The sequence below is a fragment of the Ruegeria sp. CDSC054 genome, from assembly GCF_059610645.1.
Genome location: NZ_JBXWOA010000005.1, coordinates 1 through 18,931, shown reverse-complemented (window position 1 = coordinate 18,931; position 18,931 = coordinate 1). Strand labels below are relative to the sequence as shown.

Annotated in this window: 19 protein-coding genes; 17 read left to right on the top strand and 2 right to left on the bottom strand. The window is 55.4% G+C overall.

Translation table 11 applies throughout. The features are described 5' to 3' along the window. Positions 1-63 precede the first annotated feature (63 nt). Together AC2FGC_RS11730 and AC2FGC_RS11725 are read left to right on the top strand one after the other, a co-directional pair. The gene (locus tag AC2FGC_RS11730) at positions 64-768 is read left to right on the top strand and encodes a CoA transferase subunit A (RefSeq protein WP_108861806.1); all 705 of its coding nucleotides are present in this window, start codon (positions 64-66) and stop codon (positions 766-768) included. Further along, on the top strand, positions 768-1,394 hold the full coding sequence (locus tag AC2FGC_RS11725) for a CoA transferase subunit B (protein WP_058276937.1): 627 nt from the start codon (positions 768-770) through the stop codon (positions 1,392-1,394). The genes AC2FGC_RS11730 and AC2FGC_RS11725 overlap by 1 nt, the downstream gene beginning before the upstream one ends. A 42-nt stretch (positions 1,395-1,436) precedes the next feature. Here AC2FGC_RS11725 and AC2FGC_RS11720 read toward each other — a convergent pair whose 3' ends face one another. Further along, the gene (locus tag AC2FGC_RS11720; RefSeq protein WP_496725987.1) at positions 1,437-2,297 is read right to left on the bottom strand and encodes a lytic transglycosylase domain-containing protein; all 861 of its coding nucleotides are present in this window, start codon (positions 2,295-2,297) and stop codon (positions 1,437-1,439) included. Positions 2,298-2,650: 353 nt separating this feature from the next. Between AC2FGC_RS11720 and AC2FGC_RS11715 the strand changes: the two genes are divergently transcribed. The 15 genes from AC2FGC_RS11715 to pdeM all read left to right on the top strand — a co-directional run bounded on the left by AC2FGC_RS11715 (position 2,651) and on the right by pdeM (position 17,933). Further along, positions 2,651-2,869 carry a Flp family type IVb pilin gene (locus tag AC2FGC_RS11715; RefSeq protein ID WP_496725986.1) on the top strand — a complete coding sequence of 73 codons (219 nt, stop codon included), beginning with the start codon at positions 2,651-2,653 and terminating at the stop codon, positions 2,867-2,869. 91 nt (positions 2,870-2,960) lie between these two features. Beyond that, positions 2,961-3,176 carry a hypothetical protein gene (locus AC2FGC_RS11710; RefSeq protein WP_496725985.1) on the top strand — a complete coding sequence of 72 codons (216 nt, stop codon included), beginning with the start codon at positions 2,961-2,963 and terminating at the stop codon, positions 3,174-3,176. 156 nt (positions 3,177-3,332) lie between these two features. Beyond that, the gene (gene cpaB / locus AC2FGC_RS11705; RefSeq protein WP_496725984.1) at positions 3,333-4,208 is read left to right on the top strand and encodes a Flp pilus assembly protein CpaB; all 876 of its coding nucleotides are present in this window, start codon (positions 3,333-3,335) and stop codon (positions 4,206-4,208) included. Between the two features lie 191 nt (positions 4,209-4,399). Further along, positions 4,400-5,806 (top strand): type II and III secretion system protein family protein, encoded by a 1,407-nt coding sequence (locus tag AC2FGC_RS11700; RefSeq protein WP_496725983.1) that lies wholly within the window; start codon positions 4,400-4,402, stop codon positions 5,804-5,806. A gap of 17 nt (positions 5,807-5,823) precedes the next feature. Next, on the top strand, positions 5,824-6,447 hold the full coding sequence (locus tag AC2FGC_RS11695; protein WP_496725982.1) for an OmpA family protein: 624 nt from the start codon (positions 5,824-5,826) through the stop codon (positions 6,445-6,447). A gap of 199 nt (positions 6,448-6,646) precedes the next feature. Beyond that, positions 6,647-7,882 (top strand): CpaE/TadZ family protein, encoded by a 1,236-nt coding sequence (locus AC2FGC_RS11690; RefSeq protein ID WP_496725981.1) that lies wholly within the window; start codon positions 6,647-6,649, stop codon positions 7,880-7,882. Positions 7,883-7,906: 24 nt separating this feature from the next. Continuing rightward, complete coding sequence (locus AC2FGC_RS11685) at positions 7,907-9,352, top strand: TadA family conjugal transfer-associated ATPase (RefSeq protein ID WP_496740608.1); 1,446 nt, start codon at positions 7,907-7,909, stop codon at positions 9,350-9,352. A gap of 12 nt (positions 9,353-9,364) precedes the next feature. Beyond that, positions 9,365-10,333 carry a type II secretion system F family protein gene (locus AC2FGC_RS11680; RefSeq protein WP_496725979.1) on the top strand — a complete coding sequence of 323 codons (969 nt, stop codon included), beginning with the start codon at positions 9,365-9,367 and terminating at the stop codon, positions 10,331-10,333. 10 nt (positions 10,334-10,343) lie between these two features. Further along, a complete protein-coding gene (locus AC2FGC_RS11675; protein ID WP_496780319.1) occupies positions 10,344-11,333 on the top strand; it encodes a type II secretion system F family protein in 990 nt (329 codons plus the stop codon). A 7-nt stretch (positions 11,334-11,340) separates the two neighbouring features. After that, positions 11,341-11,922 (top strand): tetratricopeptide repeat protein, encoded by a 582-nt coding sequence (locus tag AC2FGC_RS11670; protein WP_496740612.1) that lies wholly within the window; start codon positions 11,341-11,343, stop codon positions 11,920-11,922. Positions 11,923-11,952: 30 nt separating this feature from the next. Next, positions 11,953-12,804 carry a tetratricopeptide repeat protein gene (locus tag AC2FGC_RS11665; protein ID WP_496725976.1) on the top strand — a complete coding sequence of 284 codons (852 nt, stop codon included), beginning with the start codon at positions 11,953-11,955 and terminating at the stop codon, positions 12,802-12,804. A 3-nt stretch (positions 12,805-12,807) separates the two neighbouring features. Next, on the top strand, positions 12,808-13,353 hold the full coding sequence (locus AC2FGC_RS11660; RefSeq protein WP_496725975.1) for a prepilin peptidase: 546 nt from the start codon (positions 12,808-12,810) through the stop codon (positions 13,351-13,353). Between the two features lie 116 nt (positions 13,354-13,469). After that, positions 13,470-14,777, top strand: coding sequence for a DUF8689 domain-containing protein (locus AC2FGC_RS11655; RefSeq protein ID WP_496725974.1), 1,308 nt, complete (start codon positions 13,470-13,472; stop codon positions 14,775-14,777). Positions 14,778-14,817: 40 nt separating this feature from the next. After that, on the top strand, positions 14,818-17,229 hold the full coding sequence (locus AC2FGC_RS11650) for a ligase-associated DNA damage response DEXH box helicase (RefSeq protein ID WP_496782391.1): 2,412 nt from the start codon (positions 14,818-14,820) through the stop codon (positions 17,227-17,229). 41 nt (positions 17,230-17,270) lie between these two features. Next, the gene (gene pdeM / locus AC2FGC_RS11645; RefSeq protein WP_496725972.1) at positions 17,271-17,933 is read left to right on the top strand and encodes a ligase-associated DNA damage response endonuclease PdeM; all 663 of its coding nucleotides are present in this window, start codon (positions 17,271-17,273) and stop codon (positions 17,931-17,933) included. A gap of 2 nt (positions 17,934-17,935) precedes the next feature. Here the strand turns inward: pdeM and AC2FGC_RS11640 are convergent, their stop codons facing one another. After that, positions 17,936-18,520: a LytTR family DNA-binding domain-containing protein gene (locus AC2FGC_RS11640; protein WP_496725971.1), complete on the bottom strand. Its 585-nt coding sequence runs from the start codon at positions 18,518-18,520 to the stop codon at positions 17,936-17,938. Positions 18,521-18,931 lie beyond the last annotated feature (411 nt).

Sequence of the window (18,931 nt, the reverse complement as noted above, 5' to 3'; positions counted from 1 at the left end):
TTGACTTCCCCGTGACGTGGCGGCACAACCTGCGCCATCACCATGTCATTGGGGGAGTTTTCCATGAAGAAAGTCTATGCCAATGCCACCGAAGCGCTTGATGGAGTGATTTCGGACGGCATGATGATCGCGGCGGGCGGTTTCGGCCTGTGCGGTATTCCCGAATTGCTGCTTGAGGCCATCAAGAACTCGGGCGCTCAAGATCTGACGTTTGCCTCCAACAACGCCGGCGTTGACGATTTCGGCATCGGCATCCTGTTGCAGACCAAGCAGGTCAAAAAGATGATCAGCTCTTACGTCGGTGAAAACGCCGAGTTCATGCGCCAATATCTGGCCGGAGAACTGGAGCTGGAATTCAACCCGCAAGGAACCCTGGCCGAGCGTATGCGCGCCGGTGGCGCAGGCATCCCCGGGTTCTATACCAAGACCGGTGTGGGCACCGTGATCGCCGATGGTAAAGAGCACAAAGACTTCAATGGCGAGACTTACATCTTGGAAGAAGGCATCTTTGCCGATCTGGCCATTGTCAAAGCCTGGAAGGCCGATGACACCGGCAACCTGATCTTCCGCAAGACCGCGCGCAACTTTAACGTACCTGCTGCGACCTGTGGCAAAATCTGCATCGCCGAGGTCGAGGAAATCGTGCCGCGTGGTTCGCTGGACCCCGATATGATCCACCTGCCCGGCATCTACGTGCATCGCATCATTCAGGGTCAGCACGAAAAGCGCATCGAACAACGCACCACCCGTAAGAAGGAGGAAGCATAATGCCCTGGGATCGTAATCAAATGGCCGCACGTGCGGCGCAAGAGCTGGAAGACGGCATGTATGTAAACCTCGGCATCGGTATTCCGACGCTGGTGGCAAACTACGTGGGCGACAAGGACATCACCCTGCAATCCGAGAACGGAATGCTGGGTATGGGCCCCTTCCCCTTTGAAGGCGAAGAAGACCCGGATCTGATCAACGCTGGCAAGCAGACGATCACGGAGCTGTCCCGCACCGCCTATTTCGACAGTGCCACATCGTTTGCCATGATCCGCGGCGGTAAGATCGCGGCCGCCGTTCTGGGCGCGATGGAGGTCGATGAAGAAGGCGATCTGGCCAACTGGATGATTCCGGGCGTGCTGGTTAAAGGCATGGGCGGCGCGATGGACCTGGTTGCAGGTGTTCGTCGCGTGATCGTCGTGATGGATCACACCAACAAGCACGGCAAGTCCAAGCTGCTGAAGAAGTGCACCCTGCCCCTGACCGGCAAGAAGGTGGTGAATCGCATTATCACCAACCTTGGCGTTCTGGACGTGGTTGATGGCGGCCTGAAGATCATCGAGATTGCCGAAGGCGTGACCGAAGACGAAATCCGCGCCGCGACCGAAGCCAACATCGTCAACTAATTCACACCAATGAAAAGGCCCACCGTTTCGGGTGGGCCATTTTCAGTTCAACGTTTGGAATACACACCCATCCGTTATCAGCTGAGGCGGTGTCGAACACAACGCCCGCGCCACCTGAAACGCTGCAAGAACCTTGGGTACGTAATCACGGGTCTCTGCGTAAGGTGGGACGCCCTCGTGCTTACGTACGGCCCCTTCCCCAGCGTTATACCCTGCAAGGACGAGGATCGGGTCGTTACCGAATTCTTCCATCAGCCAGTTCAGGTACTTCACACCGCCCGCGATGTTTTGCGACGGCTGGGTACTGTCCTGAACTCCAAACCGTTTGGCGGTTGCAGGCATCAATTGCATCAACCCCTGTGCCCCGGCCGAGCTTACAGCGTCAGTGCGCCCAGCGGACTCAACGGAAATGACCGCCAGAACCAATGCCGGTGAGACATTTGTTCCAACGGTCGAGCGCAGAATATCCACGCGGCGCTGTTGGGCGATGTTTTGCAGGGTCTGCAAACGGGGTGCCGCGACATTGATCGCAGCCAGCGCATTCATGGCATCGTGCAGTCGTCCGGACCCGGCCTCGGCCAAGGACGGCGACACCCTTTCCCAGAAAGCCTTGTACGAACCAACCGGTTTTTTGCTCGCACCGGGAAGAGTTGGCGGTACGACACGCGTGCGCGCGATGATTTCAGGTTCGACCAATTCTACCCCCGTACTAGGGGCAGACGGGATCTTCGCATGCTCATCGGGCGTGATCTGAACCGTGACGCGCGGTCGTGTGCCGGGCTTGGGGGCCTTGATCCGTTTGTAGACACCTCTTGGTTCAACCTCGTTTGCCACGACTGGCACAGGGCCAGACAGCATCAACGCCGTCAAACCAGCGCAAGTCATTGCGAGCCGGAGATTCATTTGCCTGCCTCATGTTTTTCTTTTGGTTGATTTGAACCTCGAATCTGCCCGTAAAGCCAGAAAAACAACGTGAAATGGGGCAAATTCGCCTCATTTGCCGCAAATTTGCATCTGGCCGTCTAGACAACCTTTGCGTAGTGAAGTTTTTTATTGTTTTTTTTCAATTACTTACCAAAATAACTACCAAAAAGTTAAACTTCATCAAAAAAAAATGGTGTTTGGCCCAATTCCTGCCACGCATAGCGGTCAATCATAGTGCCATACCGAGACGATCGGGAGCGGACTGAGAGAGGAAGCTCTGATAGACGCCGAGGTTTAATAGACTTTTTTAGATCCTTTAGGAGGGACGTAACATGATCAAGTTCATCAAGAACTTCCGCAAAGACGAAGACGGCGCCGTAACAGTAGACTGGGTCGTTCTGACCGCAGCAATCGTTGGCCTGGCATCGGTCGCCTATACCCAAATCGGTACCGGCACTCAGGCTGTTTCGAACAAAGTAGGTGCGACTCTGTCCGACGCGGCGACCAAAACCGCTTCATCGATCCCTGTCACTCCGCCGACCACGCCTTAATCTAAGCGCTTAGTCTTTGTGACTATTTTTCTCGGGGCTGGGTTGTTTGACTCGGCCCCGTAATTTTTCATGGCCCAGCATTGGAAACGATATGTTCAAAAGAACGATCCTATTCTGCAAACGTGAAGACGGGGCCGTGACGGTTGACTGGGTGGTTTTGACAGCCGCAATCGTGGGAATTGCCGCCGGTGTTTTCGTTGTTTTTCATCAACCAGTCCGAGACCTGGATGCCAGATCAGGTGCAGCCCTGAGTGGGATCGATGTCGCTGACGAAATTTCCGTGCGTTTCGACGCACCGGATTCGTGAACTCGCAATTGCTTAAATGTCCAAAAAAAATTATTGGACGCGAAAATTTTCAAATATTGTCCCCCTTTTCGACACAATCTCCCTTTAGATCAGTGTTGATCTTCGTCGTAAATCTTTGACGAACTAACTAAATCGAATAACTAAGAGGGGACGCGAATGCGGCTAGTATTTGGACTTGTCCTGATTGTTGGGGTCGCTTTGGCCGGTGGGGCCGTCTACTTGGCAAGGGACTACATCAGTCAAACCCAAGCGGAACTTGAACGGGAAAGATTGGCGACTCAAAACGCGCTCGCAAATGTTAAGACCATTCCAACAGTCCCTGTCACGGTCGTTAACCGGGCCATGAAGTATGGGGAGCGTCTTGCGCCGGAAGATGTACGCATCGTGCAGTGGCCTGAGGACGCGATTCCCGAAGGGACTTTTTCGGATATGGCCGTTTTGTTTCCCACGGATGGGAGGGGCGAGCGGTTTATCCTTCGTACAATCGAAAAAGACGAAGCCCTTTTGGAAGTCAAAGTTACCCAACCCGGTGAGTCGGCCGGCCTTACGTCTCGTCTTGAGAAAGGCATGCGCGCCTTCGCAATCAGTGTAGATGTTGCATCTGGTGTATCTGGCTTTTTACGCCCAGGCGATAACGTCGACGTTTACTGGACCGGATCCCTAAGAGGTACTGGCGGCGAGGGAGAGATCACACGTCTAATCCAGACCAACATCGAACTTATCGCAATTGATCAGACCGCAGGATCGGACGTGACCGGCACAACTATTGCCAGGACGGTTACTGTCGCTATTACCCCGGAACAGGTCGCCGCTCTCGCCCAGGCACAGAACACCGGGCGGTTGTCACTGGCGCTGGTCGGTGCACAAGATGAGACTATTGCGACTGCGATTGAAGTGGACCAAAGAAAACTCTTGGGAATCGAAGAAGCAGCGCCCGCACCCGTCAAAGTCGAGAAACAGATTTGCACGGTTAAGGCGCGTCGTGGCGGCGAAATCGTCGATACCGGAATAATAACGCCCTGCACAAACTAGCGCGAAATCAAAACGTTAACGCCACAAGCCGCGCCATCAGCGCGGCTTGTTTCGTTTCGAATGTTGCGCATTACCCACATAAGGAAAATTCCAGAAACCATTGATTATTGCAATAAAATCGTAATTCGCGCAGTGTTACCGCACATAAGGCATTAGACCTAAAACGAGGCGTGATCGGAGAGGCAGGTCACATGAAAATAAAATCTTGGTTCAACGCAACCCTTCTGGGGTTGGCGTTAGTTATCAGTTCGGCCAGCACTGCTGTCCAGGCTGAAACACTTCGCGTGGTTAAGAACGGTACGGCGGAAACGCTGGACGTTCCGATGAACCGCGCAATCGTCGTTGAAAGCGAAACACCTTTTGCGGAACTCAGCATTGCCAACGCAGGCATCGCTGACATTTCGTCCCTTTCTGATCGTACCATCTATGTTTTGGGTAAGGCACCTGGCCTGACCACGCTGACTTTGTTCGATGGGGCTGGCAACCTGCTGGCCAATGTTCGGGTCCGTGTTTCGCCGGATGTGTCTGAATTCAAAGAGAGATTGCGGCAGATTCTACCGGGTGAGCCAATCGAAGTGCGCACTGCCAACGACGGCATCGTTCTTTCTGGCACGATTTCCAGCTCGGCCAAATTGGCCCGTGCTCTGGAGCTTGCAGAACGTTACGCGCCCGAGCGGGTTTCGAACCTGATGTCCGTTGGCGGCGTTCAACAGGTTATGCTGAAAGTTCGCTTTGCCGAAATGAATCGGTCGGTTGCGAAAAGTCTGACTGCATCGTTGGGCTTTGGCGGCGGTGACGCTACGGGCGGCTTCAACACCCTGAACAGTGCAGGCGCTTTGGCGAACGCCCTCGCCGACAGAATTCCCTTCCAGCAGACAAATACAGGTGCCATCCTGTTTGGCTTTGGTGCCGGTTCAACGCAGGTACGCTTGTTGTTGGAGGCGCTCGAAACCAAAGGGCTCGCCCGTACTCTTGCAGAGCCCAACCTGTCAGCCCTGTCAGGTCAGGAAGCTGAATTCCTGGCGGGTGGCCAAGTCCCGATTCCTGTTCCTGCGGATGACGGCAACATTGCAATCGAATATCGGAACTTCGGTGTGCAGGTTCTCTTTACCCCTCGCGTGGTGGATGGTGATCTGATTAACCTTGAGTTGGGAACATCGGTCTCAACTATTGACCCGAACTCCAACTTCTCAATTGCAGGCAACAACGTGCCTACCTTTATCTCGCGTCAAACAAAGACGACAGTTGAATTGCGAGACGGAGAGAGCTTTGCGATTGCAGGGTTGATTCAGGACAACTTCGCAGACCTGAACAGCCAAATCCCATGGGTCGGCGACATTCCTGTACTGGGTTCTTTGTTCCGCAGCGCGGAATACCAGCGTCAGCAATCTGAACTGGTTATCATCGTCACAGCCCATCTGGTATCACCCACCCGTGGTGAAGCCCTGGCCCTGCCGACAGACCGCGTCAAACCGCCTAGCGAGTTTGACCTGTTCTTGAACGGAAGAACGGCGCGAACCACACGCGTTGGTTCGGGTGCTGCGTCTGAAGTCGCCAAACAGGACTTTGGCAGCTCATACGGCTACATCCTGGAATGATTGAGAGGATAGGACCAATGCAAAAGTGGATCATAACACTGGGTCTGTCGGTCGCCGTTGCCGCGTGTACACGTGAAGCGGGGTACGAAGCTGACCAAGGCGCCTTTGGCAACGCAACTCTAAACAACGTTCAGGTCATGAACGGTGAGCTGACATACGCACAAATCCTGGGCCAGCGGTTTGCCGCAGAAGTGCCAACGCAGATCAATTTTGCGTTTAACAGTTCTCAGCTGGACGCTCAGGCGCAGCGGGTCTTGTTGCGGCAAGCGGCATGGATCAAGCAGTTCCCCGAAGCACGGTTCCGCGTTTACGGCCATACCGATGCCGTTGGCTCAACCGGGTATAACCAGTCGCTTGGGCAACGTCGTGCAAACGCAGCCGTTGCATTCCTGACGCAGCAAGGGATCTCGCGGTCGCGTTTGGAAGCTGTAGTTTCCTTCGGGAAAACGCGGCCTCTGATCGACACTCCGAACCGAGATCGCCGCAACAGGCGCACGGTCACCGAAGTGTCGGGCTTTTTGGATCGCAATCCGCTGGTTCTGGATGGCAAATACGCCGAAATCGTGTACCGCGAATACGTCGAAAGCGCCACGAGGGAAAGCTACATCCAGCGCGACGATGCTGGCGGCAGTGATGAATAATCCATAAGAAATGGGCGGCATCGTCGCCCATTTCCCTACAATTGGTTCTTTTGCGCCAAAATCTTGCCTAAGTTCCAAGCCATCTTTTCAACAATTAGGTGAAGTGCGGCCCGAATTGGCCGCGGCCGGGCAACAGCGAACTGAACCGAACCAGACATGTTCGGGCAGTGAGCAGGCCCAGACGACGAGGATTGTGTGAATGACAAGCGCCAAAACGCATGATGACGGAACTGCCATTCTGGCCTGCACGATCAGCCGTGACGTCCAAAATTTTGATCTTCTGATCGAGGACATGGAAACCATTTTGGGCGAACGCTGGGGCGACCTTGGCTTCGCCGAAGCCCTGGCTTTTTTCAGCCAACCTGAGGCGGAAAGCCTTGAATTCGTTGCGCTTGCCATTGACGGAGAAGATGAGGACAACCTTTCTCTGATGGGCGAGATCATCTCGCAGGCCAAAGAGAAAAAGATCAAGATCGTACTGATCGCCGAAGACGTCACACCTGCATCTCTGCACCAACTACTTCGCAAGGGCGCGGACGAGTTTGTCCCCTACCCTCTTCCCGAGGGAGAGCTGCAGGAAGCCATCGAGCGCATGAACAAACCTGAGCCGGTAGCAGCGACTGCGGTTGCGACAGCTCCTGCCGCTCACGGTGATTCGAAGGAAGGCGCGCTGTTTGTGGTCCATGGGCTGGCAGGCGGTGTGGGATCAACGACTATGGCGGTCAATCTCGCCTGGGAGCTGGCAACTGCGTCAGACAAAGAGGCACCTTCTGTGTGCGTCATCGATCTGGATCTGCAATACGGCAGCGTGTCGACCTATCTGGACCTTCCCCGACGCGAAACCATATTTGAGATGCTGTCGGACACAAACTCGATGGACGACGATGTCTTCTCGCAGGCCCTACAAACCTATGAGGAAAAGCTTGAGGTCCTGACTGCACCGTCCGATATGGTTCCGTTGGACCTGATCACACCCGAAGACATCGAGCGCGTCATCGAAATAGCCCGCAGGAAATTCGACTACGTGGTTGTCGATATGCCGACAACCCTTGTTCATTGGTCGGAAACGGTTCTTCAGGCTGCACATGTGTACTTTGCCATGATCGAGCTGGATATGCGATCCGCTCAGAACGCGCTGCGGTTGAAACGCGCCCTTCAGGCCGAGGAACTGCCGTTCAACAAGCTCCGGTTCGCTCTGAACCGAGCCCCGAAATTCACTGACTTGAATGGCAAAGGCCGGGTCAAGCGAATGGGCGAAAGCCTGGGCATTTCAATTGACCTGCAATTGCCAGATGGTGGCAAACCCGTCATGCAAAGCGGTGATCACGGATTGCCGCTGGCCAAATCCGCCGCCAAAAACCCGCTGCGTCGGGAAATCGCAAAACTTGCAAAATCGCTTCACAGTTTGGGCAGCAGCAGCGCCGAAGCCGCGTAACCGTATTTCAGAGGGGTAGTCGCCGTGTTTTCAAGATACAAGAAGCAGCCAGCAGCGCAGCCGGTCGAGGCTGCTCCTACGCCTGAGGCTGCGGCACAAACGCCTGCTCCGAAAAAAGCATCCACTGAAAACGCCGTCGCCCGTCGCCCAATCCAAAAAAAGGCCGCTGAACCGGTCGCTTCGGACCGGGATCGCAAGCGCAAAGAGCGCCTGGGTGAAATCAAGATCGAGATGCACCGGGAACTGCTGGAAAACCTGAATCTTGCGGCACTTGAAAAGGCCGGAGAATCTGAACTTCGTGCAGAAATCAGCGCAATCTCGAGCGAAATCCTTGAATCTCGTGATATCGTTCTGAACCGCGAAGACCGGTCGCAGTTAAACAAGGAACTGTATGACGAAGTCACTGGTCTGGGGCCCCTTGAGACGCTGCTTCAAGACGACAGCGTCAACGACATCTTGGTAAACGGCCCTCAGCAGATTTTTGTCGAGCGGCACGGCAAGCTAGAAATCAGCGACGTCACGTTCAAGGACGAAAAGCACCTGATGCGGATCATCGACAAGATCGTATCCGCCGTGGGTCGTCGGGTCGATGAATCCAACCCCTATGTTGACGCCCGCCTGGCTGACGGGTCGCGTTTCAACGCAATGGTGCCGCCTATCGCCGTTGATGGGTCGCTGGTTTCCATTCGTAAGTTTAAAAAAGACAAGCTGGCCATCGACGATCTGGTCAATTTCGGCGCTTTTACAGAAGAAATGGCCGCCTATTTGCAGGCAGCTGTTTCAACGCGCCTGAATATCATCGTCTCGGGCGGTACAGGCTCGGGCAAAACGACGACGCTGAATGCCTTGTCCAGCTTTATTGATGACGCCGAACGCATCCTGACCATCGAGGATACGGCGGAACTTCAGCTGCAGCAGACCCATGTAGGACGTATGGAAAGCCGCCCCCCTAACGTCGAAGGCAAAGGCGAAGTAAGCCCGCGCGATTGTTTGAAAAACGCCCTTCGTATGCGTCCTGACCGCATCATCGTTGGCGAGACGCGTGGCGCCGAGGTGATCGACATGCTGCAGGCCATGAACACGGGCCACGACGGTTCAATGACCACGATCCACGCCAACTCGGCCCGAGACGGGATTTCGCGTCTCGAAAACATGATCGCAATGGCCGGGATCGAGATGCCGATCAAAGCGGTCCGCAGCCAAGTCTCATCAGCTGTGAACCTGATTGTGCAGGCCAGCCGCTTGCAGGACGGCTCGCGTCGGATGACCTCAATCACCGAGATTACGGGGATGGAAGGTGACGTGATTTCTATGCAGGAAATATTCAAGTTCCAACGCGTTGGTCTGACGCCAGACAACAAGATCATTGGCCATTTTACCGCGACCGGTGTTCGCAGCCACTATTCCGAACGCTTCCGTCTGTGGGGCTTTGACCTGCCTCCATCCATCTACGAACCTACGACCGTCTAAGGAGATCCGGATATGCAACTGCCCGTAGAGGCTCTTATCTATGTTGTGATCTTCGTAGGAGTTCTTCTCCTGGTCGAGGGCATCTATCTTGTGGCATTTGGCAAGTCCATCAGCCTGAACAGCCGTGTGAACCGGCGTCTGGATATGCTTGAGAAAGGCGTCGGACGCGAGCAGGTCCTGGAACAGCTGCGCAAGGAAATGCAGCAGCATATGAAAACCCAGAGCATCCCGCTCTATTCGCTGTTGGCCGACAAGGCGCAAAAGGCCGCAATCGCCTTTTCGCCACGCCAGTTGGTTATGATCATGGTGCTGGTTTCAGGCTTTGCTTATGTTGGGTTAAGTATCGGGACGGCCACGGATACCGTATTGCGGATTGCGCTTTCGATTGGGATCGGTGTCGGGGGTGTCTATGCTTGGGTGAACCACAAAGCCTCGAAACGTATGGGCCTGATGGAGGAACAACTGCCCGACGCCGTTGAACTGATGGTTCGTTCTCTTCGCGTTGGTAACCCATTTGTCTCAACAATTCAGATTGTTGCGAGCGAAGTACAGGACCCGCTTGGAACGGAATTTGGTATCATCGCTGACGAATGCGCCTATGGCCGCGACGTGGGTGAAGCCCTAAAGGACATGGCAGAACGTTTGGGGATGCAAGATTTGCGCTTTTTGTCTGTTGCTGTCGGAATCCAACAACAGGCAGGCGGTAACCTGGCGGAAATTTTGGCGGGCTTGGCCCAAGTTATCCGTGCTCGGTTTCGCTTGTTCCGGCGCGTTAAGGCGATCACTGCCGAAGCTAAATGGTCCGGCAAGTTTCTGTCTGGCTTCCCCCTTTTCTGCCTGTTGTTCATTCTGGTGAAAGATCCGGGCTACTATGACGAGGTTGTTGACCACGAGTGGTTCATTCCGATGTGCTTCTTTGTGGGCATCATGCTGACACTGAACCTGATCGTCATGCGCATTCTTACCAACATCAAAGTCTGAGGGCTTGAGTATGGAATTTCTGACCCAAATCAATGAAGTCCTGACCGAGCATTTGGGGCCGTTCGGACCACTTATTGTGGTTGGTGTTCTGGGGTTGTTTATGATTTTGGTGGCCGTGCCACTGATGTTGAACCAACCAGAGGACCCTCTCAAGAAACTGCAACGTACAAATGCAGCGCCCAAGGAAAGCAAGAAGGGCAACAAGGACAAACTGCGACAAGCCAGTCGCAACGAGCAGCTTCAGAAATTTGCGAACTTCCTGGAACCACAGAATCAGGAAGAGCTGTCCGCGATGGAACTCAAGCTGCGCCAGGCGGGGTATCAATCCAAGGACGCGGTGCGCTTTTTCCACTTTGCCCAATTTGCCCTTGGTTTGGTCGGGGTCGCGATTGGTGTTCTGTTGGTCACGGTTTTTTCCGGTGGCCAAGAATTCACACCGACTCAAACGGCCACCCGCGTCTTGATCCCGGCATGTGCGTTCTACTTCCTCCCCCGCTATTGGATAACGCGACGCGTTGCCGAGCGAGAAGAAGCCATCGTCGCAGGGTTTCCCGATACTCTGGACCTGATGCTGGTCTGCGTGGAAGCGGGTCAGTCGCTGGATCAGGCAATCGTTCGGGTCGCGGCTGAGATGAAAGTCTCTTACCCGGATATCGCCCTAGAGTTCGAAGTCGTCGCGCACGAACTGAAGGCAGGTAAGGACAGGGACAGCGTTCTCAGAGACTTTGGCACACGTTGCGGTGTTCAGGACGTCAGCTCGTTCGTGACTGTTATGATCCAGTCGGCCACATTTGGTACATCAATAGCCGAAGCCCTGCGGGTTTATGCCGGTGAAATGCGTGACAAACGAGTGATGCGCGCCGAAGAGGCAGCGAATAAGTTGCCAACCAAAATGACACTTGCCACAATGATACTGACGGTGCCGCCGTTGCTGGTCATTCTGGTCGGCCCCTCGGCAAAAGGCATCGCGGACTTTGCAAACAGTGGATCCGGTGGATAATGTCCCGATGAATTCAAATTTCAGGTGTATCCGGTTTAGGCTACGCCGCACGTTTCAGGCCACCTTGGTTCTTGCCATGGTGGCCTCTTGTACAGAAACAGGCCTTTCGAACGATCTGGATGCTCCTGGCATCGACCCTAAGGCCGAAGCTGTTGATCCGGTTACAGTCGGAAACCGGCTGATGGCATCGGGCGAATATGAGCTGGCGCTGACATCCTTTTCCCGTGCCGCGCTGGATCAGGGGATGACAACGGAACTCCTGACCTCAATGGGGACTGCGAACCTGGGTCTCAGGCGTTTAGGGCAGGCAGAGGAACTGCTGCGCCGCGCAATTGAGGATGAGCCTGACTGGCCTATCGCGTGGAACAATCTTGGTGTTGTGCTGATGGAAAAGGCCGAATACCCCGAGGCAGAACAGATGTTCCGGCGCGCCTTTGCTTTGGACAATGGCGAAAGTGACGCAATCTTAGACAATCTACGCTTAGCACTCGCAAAAATGGAAAATCCTGTTAATACTACCCCGGAAAAACAAGAATATACACTGGAGCAGCAAGGCGACGGGCAATTCAAGCTGCGCAAGCTCCCGTAACATTGGCAAGAGCAGTAAGGGACGCAAAAAATGCGCCAGCAATTCTTGATTCCAACGATGGTAATCTGCGGGATGGTCCTGTCCGCCTGCGAAAAAGAAACCGAGGAAGAAAAGGTCGAACGCACCTATCAGGAGGTGGACGTCATTGACGAAACCAACCTGAGCGAGGTTCTTCTGACCGCGGCTGACCCGAACGAGGCTGTGACCTATTTCAAAGGTGCTGCTGCAAAAAACCCCGGCCGGATCGACCTGCAACGGGGCCTCGCGATTTCTCTTACGCGCGCCAAACGCACGACCGAGGCCGCTTCGGCGTGGAAAAAAGTGACAACCATGAAAGGCGCGAGCAACGTCGACCGGGTCGAATACGCCGCGGCATCGGTCCGCGCAGGTGACTGGTCGACCGCCAAGTCGACGCTGGATTCTGTTCCTCCAACCTATGAGACATTCCAACGTTACCGCCTTGAGGCGGTCGTTGCGGACTCTCGCAAAGACTGGAAACGCGCAGATCACTTTTACGAAACAGCCGTCGGTCTGACCACGCGCCCTGGCAGCGTTATGAACAACTGGGGCTACTCCAAGCTATCGCGCGGTGACTACGCGGATGCGGAAAGGCTGTTTTCCGAAGCTATCCGTCAGGACAAATCGCTGTTCACCGCCAAGAACAACCTTGTTCTGGCCCGGGCCGCGCAGGGCAACTATAACATGCCGGTTGTTCCTCTGACGCAGGTTGAGCGGGCCATGTTACTGAATACAATGGGCATTTCTGCAATCAAGCAAGGCGACATCACAACGGCCAAGAACCTGTTCCGCGAAGCCATTGCAACCCACCCGCAGCATTATGAGGAAGCCGTTCGATCGCTTCGCGCGCTTGAAGAGGCCTGATTCATGAATATCCCTGCGACGGCAGCCGCATGGTTTTTGCCATTTGTGTTGCCGATCTGCTTGTACGTAGCCTTCACTGATCTGCGTAGCATGTTGATCAAAAATCACGCCGTGATCGCTTTGGTCGCGATTTTTGCTGTTGTCGGATTGATTGTGCTGCCACCTTGGTCCACCGAGTGGACGACCGGCGGCGTTGGTCCGATTGCCCTGACGCTGCCGCCCTATCTATGGCAATTGCAGCACATCTTTGTCGTTCTGTTTTTTGGCATCCTGCTCAACGCGGCTGGGGTTATGGGCGCAGGTGATGCCAAGTTTCTAGCGGCCGCCTCGGCCTTTGTCTGGGCCGGTGACTATCTGCTTATGACGCTGATCGCCACTTGTGCCATGCTTGGTGCATATGTGACACATCGGCTGGCCAAACACACGCGCCTTAGGGCAATTGCCCCGGACTGGGAAAGCTGGGATCGGGGCAAGAAATTCCCGATGGGTTTTCCGTTGGGGGCCAGCCTGGCGATCTATCTGATTCTCGGTACTGTTTCCGGCTCATAAACTATCATCAGTCCGCCTTTTCAGTGCCTTGGTGCTGACACAAACCAGGTTAAGATTTTAGGCAAGTGGCCCGTGTGGGGCTTTTGGCGTGATTAGTGGATAGACGGGCAACGCTCATGAATATGCAGACGACCTCGGTTATGGCTCCCCCTGCCCCTAAGGGTATGGCCGAAATGAAACTGCCCATCGTGATGATGCGGGACATTCTGCTTAAGACGATATTCCGAAAGAACGTGGATACGGTCACGGAAATCGCGGAAGCGGTCTGTTTGCCAGGTGCGGTCACGCAAGAACTTGTGGACATTGCCCGCGAACAAAAGCTGCTCGAAGCGACCGGCACACTGAACGCCAACAGTGGCAATGAGATGGGCTATCAGCTTACCGATGCCGGCAAAGCCCGCGCTCTGGACGCGCTGAGCCAATCTGAGTACTTCGGCGCCATGCCGGTTCCGCTGGACGTCTACCGGGAACAGGTCAAGCGTCAGTCTATCCGAAATATTCAAGTGACCCGCGATCAGCTAACGGGCGCCATGGGGCATCTGGTTCTGCCCAACAGCCTGCTGGACCATCTGGGCCCCGCGGTCAGCGCTGGCAGATCCATTCTGATGTATGGCCCTCCGGGAAACGGTAAGTCCTCGATCTCGAACGGTATTCGCGACGCGTTAGGGGACAACGTCTATGTACCTCGTGCCATCGAGTATGCCGGTCAGGTCATCACCGTTTATGACCCGATCGTCCACACCGCGATCGAGCAGGAAGCAGATGACCCCAACAGTCTGCGCCGCCGCAAACGGTTCGACACACGCTATGTTCAATGCGAACGCCCGACCGTTGTAACGGGCGGTGAACTGTCGCTTTCCATGCTGGATTTGGTCTACAACCCGACTGCACGCACCTATCAGGCGCCGCTTCAACTGAAATCAACCGGCGGCATCTTTATCGTGGACGACCTTGGTCGTCAGCAGGAACCGCCACAAGCGCTGGTCAACCGTTGGATTGTTCCTCTGGAAGAGAACAAGGATATTCTTGGCCTCCAATCAGGCGAAAAATTCGAGGTTCCCTTTGACACACTGGTTATCTTCTCGACCAACTTCCACCCGAACGAGATCTTCGACCAAGCGGCCCTGCGCCGGATCTTCTTCAAGATCAAGATCGGTGGTCCGGTTCAAGAAGACTTCCTGAAAATTTTCGCAATGGTGGCGCGAAAACGCGGCATGCCGCTGGATGAATCCGCTCTGGTGCATTTGCTGAAGGTCAAATACCCGACCATCAACAACGTCTACGCCAACTATCAGCCGATCTTCCTGATCGACCAGATGATCTCGATCTGCGAGTTCGAGGGCATCCCCTATCAGATGAGCCCCGACCTGATCGACAGGGCCTGGGCCAACATGTTCGTTAAAGACGAAACAATCGTTAAATAACGCCGTGCCATTTCCGGGACAGGCCGGGTAGTCTGCGTTCATGACGCAGATTCCCGCCCGGATCACGGATTGGTTTGACGCCAAAGGCTGGTCCATCCATCCACATCAGCAAAAGATGTTTGACCGGGCTGCGGACCCGGCCACTTTGCTCATTGCGCCAACCGGCGGTGGCAAGACGATGGCCGGTTTCCTGCCGACGCTGGCCGAACTGGCGGAAAATGATCACCCCGGCCTGCATACGCTCTATGTTTCGCCGCTCAAAGCGTTGGCCGCCGACATTCGCCGCAACCTGCGCGGCCCGGCGGATGAAATCGGTCTGCCCATTCGCATTGAAGACCGAACAGGCGATACCACGGCCACGCAAAAGAAACGTCAGCGCGTGGACCCTCCGCACATCCTGCTGACCACGCCTGAAAGCCTGGCCTTGCTAACTTCGTACGAAGACGCCCCGCGGATATTTGCAGGCGTTCAGCGCGTGATCGTGGACGAGATTCACGCGCTGGCAGAAAGCAAACGTGGCGATCAGTTGATGTTGGCGCTGGCCCGTTTGCAAAGCTTGTGCCCTGACCTGCGACGCGTCGGCCTGTCGGCCACAGTCGAAGACCCCGATGCCATCGCGCAGTTTTTGGCCCGCCACCCCGATCCTTGCAAGATCATTCAGGCTGATCCCGGCCCCGACCCCGATATCCAAATGCTTGAGACGCAAGAGATGCCGCCCTGGTCCGGTGGAGGGGCGGCCTATTCGATCCCTGCGGTGTTGGATCAGATCAAACAACACAAAACCACGCTTATCTTTCACAACACCCGCGCGCAGGCCGAAATATTCTTTCACAACATTTGGCTTGCCAATGATGACGGGCTGCCCATTGGAATTCACCACGGCAGCCTGGATCGGCAACAGCGCGAACGGGTCGAGGCTGCAATGATCCGCGGTGACCTACGCGCCATTGTTTGCACCGGCAGTCTGGATCTGGGCATCGACTGGGGCGATGTGGATCTAGTGATCCAGATTGGCGCGCCCAAGAACGTCAAACGTCTGGTTCAACGCATTGGTCGTGCCAACCACCGTTACAACGCCCCGTCCAAAGCCCTATTAGTGCCAGCGAACCGGTTTGAAGTGGTCGAGTGCGTCGCCGCGTTGGAGGCGGCAAAGGCCCATGATCTGGATGGCGAACCGCGCGGACCGGGCCCAAGGGACGTGTTGTGCCAGCATATGCTCATCGCCGCTGCGGCAGGTCCGTTCGATGCAGATGCCCTGTTCACCGAAATGACGGCAGCAGGGCCATATTCTGATCTCAGCCGCGCTGAGTTCGACGCCTGTTTGGATTTCTGTGCAACCGGCGGCTACGCGCTGCGCGCCTATGATCGCTGGCAGCGGCTGTTGCAGCGGCCAGATGGGAAATGGCAGCTAAGAGACCCACGGGCAGCACAGCGTATTCGTATGAACCTGGGCACGATACAGGACACAGACACGCTGAAAGTCCGCCTAAAGCGCAATCGCGGGGGCAAGCCGCTGGGTGAGGTCGAGGAGGCATTTGCAGCCTCTCTGACGCCCGGAGACACGTTTCTGATCGGCGGACAGATCGTACGGTACGAGGGGCTGCGAGAAATGGTGGTCGAGGTCAGCCGCCGGGCGGACAAGAAGCCCAAGATCGCTACATTTTCGGGCACCAAGTTCGCGACCTCGACCCAACTCAGCGACCGTATCCTGCGCATGTTCGCTCAGCCAGACTGGCCACAACTACCTGCCCACACGGCCGAATGGTTAGCGTTGCAGCGGGATATGTCCCGACTGCCTCAACGGGATCGCTTGCTGATCGAAAGTTTTCCCAATGACGGTCGTGAACACCTGTGTGTTTACGGCTTCGCTGGGCGCAATGCGCAACAGACCCTTGGGCTTTTATTGACCAAACGGATGGAGGAAACCGGGTTGGCGCCGCTTGGTTTTGTTGCCACCGACTATGCGACGCTGATTTGGGGCTTGGATGCTGTGACCGACCCAAGCCCATTGCTCCAATTGGACAAACTGCGTGACGGGCTTGAGACATGGCTGGCGGGCAACGCTGTCATGAAACGCACCTTTCGCGCTTCGGCCACAATAGCAGGCCTGATCGAGCGCAATACAGGCGGGCAACGCAAAAGCGGGCGTCAGGCTACGTTTTCCTCGGATATTCTTTACGATACGCTGCTGAAGTATGACCCCGACCACCTGCTGATGCAGATCACCCGCGAGGAAGCAATGCGCGGCCTGGTCGATTTTGGGCGTATCGAGGCGATGATCGAACGCATTGGCGACCGGATCGATCTGGTTCGGCTTGATCGGGTCTCTCCGCTTGCTGCTCCGTTGTTTCTGGAGGTTGGCAAGGTACCAGTCAAAGGTGCCGCCGAAGAACGCCTGTTGGCCGAGGAAAGCGCCCGGTTGCTACAGGCTGCGGGACTGGACACGAAGTAAATCAGGTTGCGCCAGAGGTCAAAACAGGCAAAGAACGTACCATGAACGATTTGGCGTTTTCCTTTGTTGATCAAGACCTGCGCGCTCTGGGAACTGGTGCGTTGTGGTGGCCAAGCCGGAACCTGCTATGCGTCAGCGATCTGCATCTTGGCAAATCCGAACGTATGGCGCGACGCGGTGGTCCCTCACTTCCGCCTTATGACAGTCAGGACACCCTGACCAGGCTGGCCGTAGACATCGACAGAACCGGCGCGCAAACTGTCATCTGTCTGGGCGATAGCTTTGACGATCTGGATGCGTTGACTGCATTGGGCACCACCGAGAAGCTTTCGTTGACGGCCCTTCAGGCAGGCCGACAATGGATTTGGATCGAAGGAAACCACGACCCGGGCCCAATAGATCTGGGCGGAACACATCTGGCTGAATACACGGTGGGTCCGCTGGTTTTCCGACATATCGCCCTACTTGGTGCGCAAGGTGAAGTCTCGGGTCACTACCATCCCAAAACCCGCATCAGGGCACGCGGTCGGACGATCACACGCCCGGCGTTTTTGCTGGACAATGCACGGCTTATCCTACCGGCCTATGGCACCTATACAGGCGGGCTGCGAAGTTCCGAGAAGGTTCTAAGTGACTTGATGAGCGACCGGGCAATGGCCATCCTGACCGGCCCTCATCCGCAAATCATCCCAATGCCGCGCTAAGATCATATCAGCCCATCATCCTCGAGCTTCGGCTTGTACTTCCGGCTGACTGGTATCAGGTCACCATTCACCAGCTTCAAGTAAATTCTGTCGGCTACTTTCTCAGTGGCTGCAACTGCTTCATCCACGACCCAGTGAGAGCGGTGCGCACAGTGCCCGCGCAAGGGCTCCATTTCCCCAACCGCATCAGAGAGCCGTAACCGGATCGCAAAGGTGCCCTCAGATGTGACCACATCCACATAGTGATTGCGCGAGCTCAGGCGATAAATCTGCCCCTGAAAAGACGCAGGCAACCGTCGCGCAAGCCGCGGTGCCGGGGATGATAGTGGTGCGCTTTTGCGTTCCGCTCGGCTGGTCAGTATTAGGCCAGCAGTAAACAAGGCGCTGTATCCTATAACCTGCGGGATGCCGGGTGCAGAGTGGCCCCCAATGGAAAACAGAACCACGCCCAGCAACCAAAGGGACGGGATAAACAACAGCAGAACAAACAGGGCGATTGCCAGGTCACGCACCGGCAGGTTCAGAACAGTCCCGGTTTCGCGGATCAGTTTTCGGGCCATCCAGGTCGACGTCACAGCGATGCCCATCACCCCGAACCAAAATAAGAAGCATATGACAAATGGCAAATCAGACATCTGGAATGGCGGAAAAGCGTAAGCCAGCATAGGAAGGAAGAACGCTCCGGCCACCACACGTTGTGGGCTGCACAGGCTTAAGATGGGTCTTAGCTTTGAAGTCATACCATATCAAAAACCGCTTTCAGGGGCCCAGCCAAAAGCCCCGGAAAGCTAACATTCACACACTGTAAACGGCTGGGATATCCCGGCTACCACGCGCCATTCAGACATTCAAACCTTAAAGTGGGGAAATTTAGCCCGTTGACATCATGGTCAAATTTGGCGCTTGGACAATTTACCGGTGCGTTAAGGCGCATTATTTGCGCCCTAACGCACCAGGTCAGGCTGTGAGGCCTTCTGGTTCTGGGAGTTTGTTTGCGC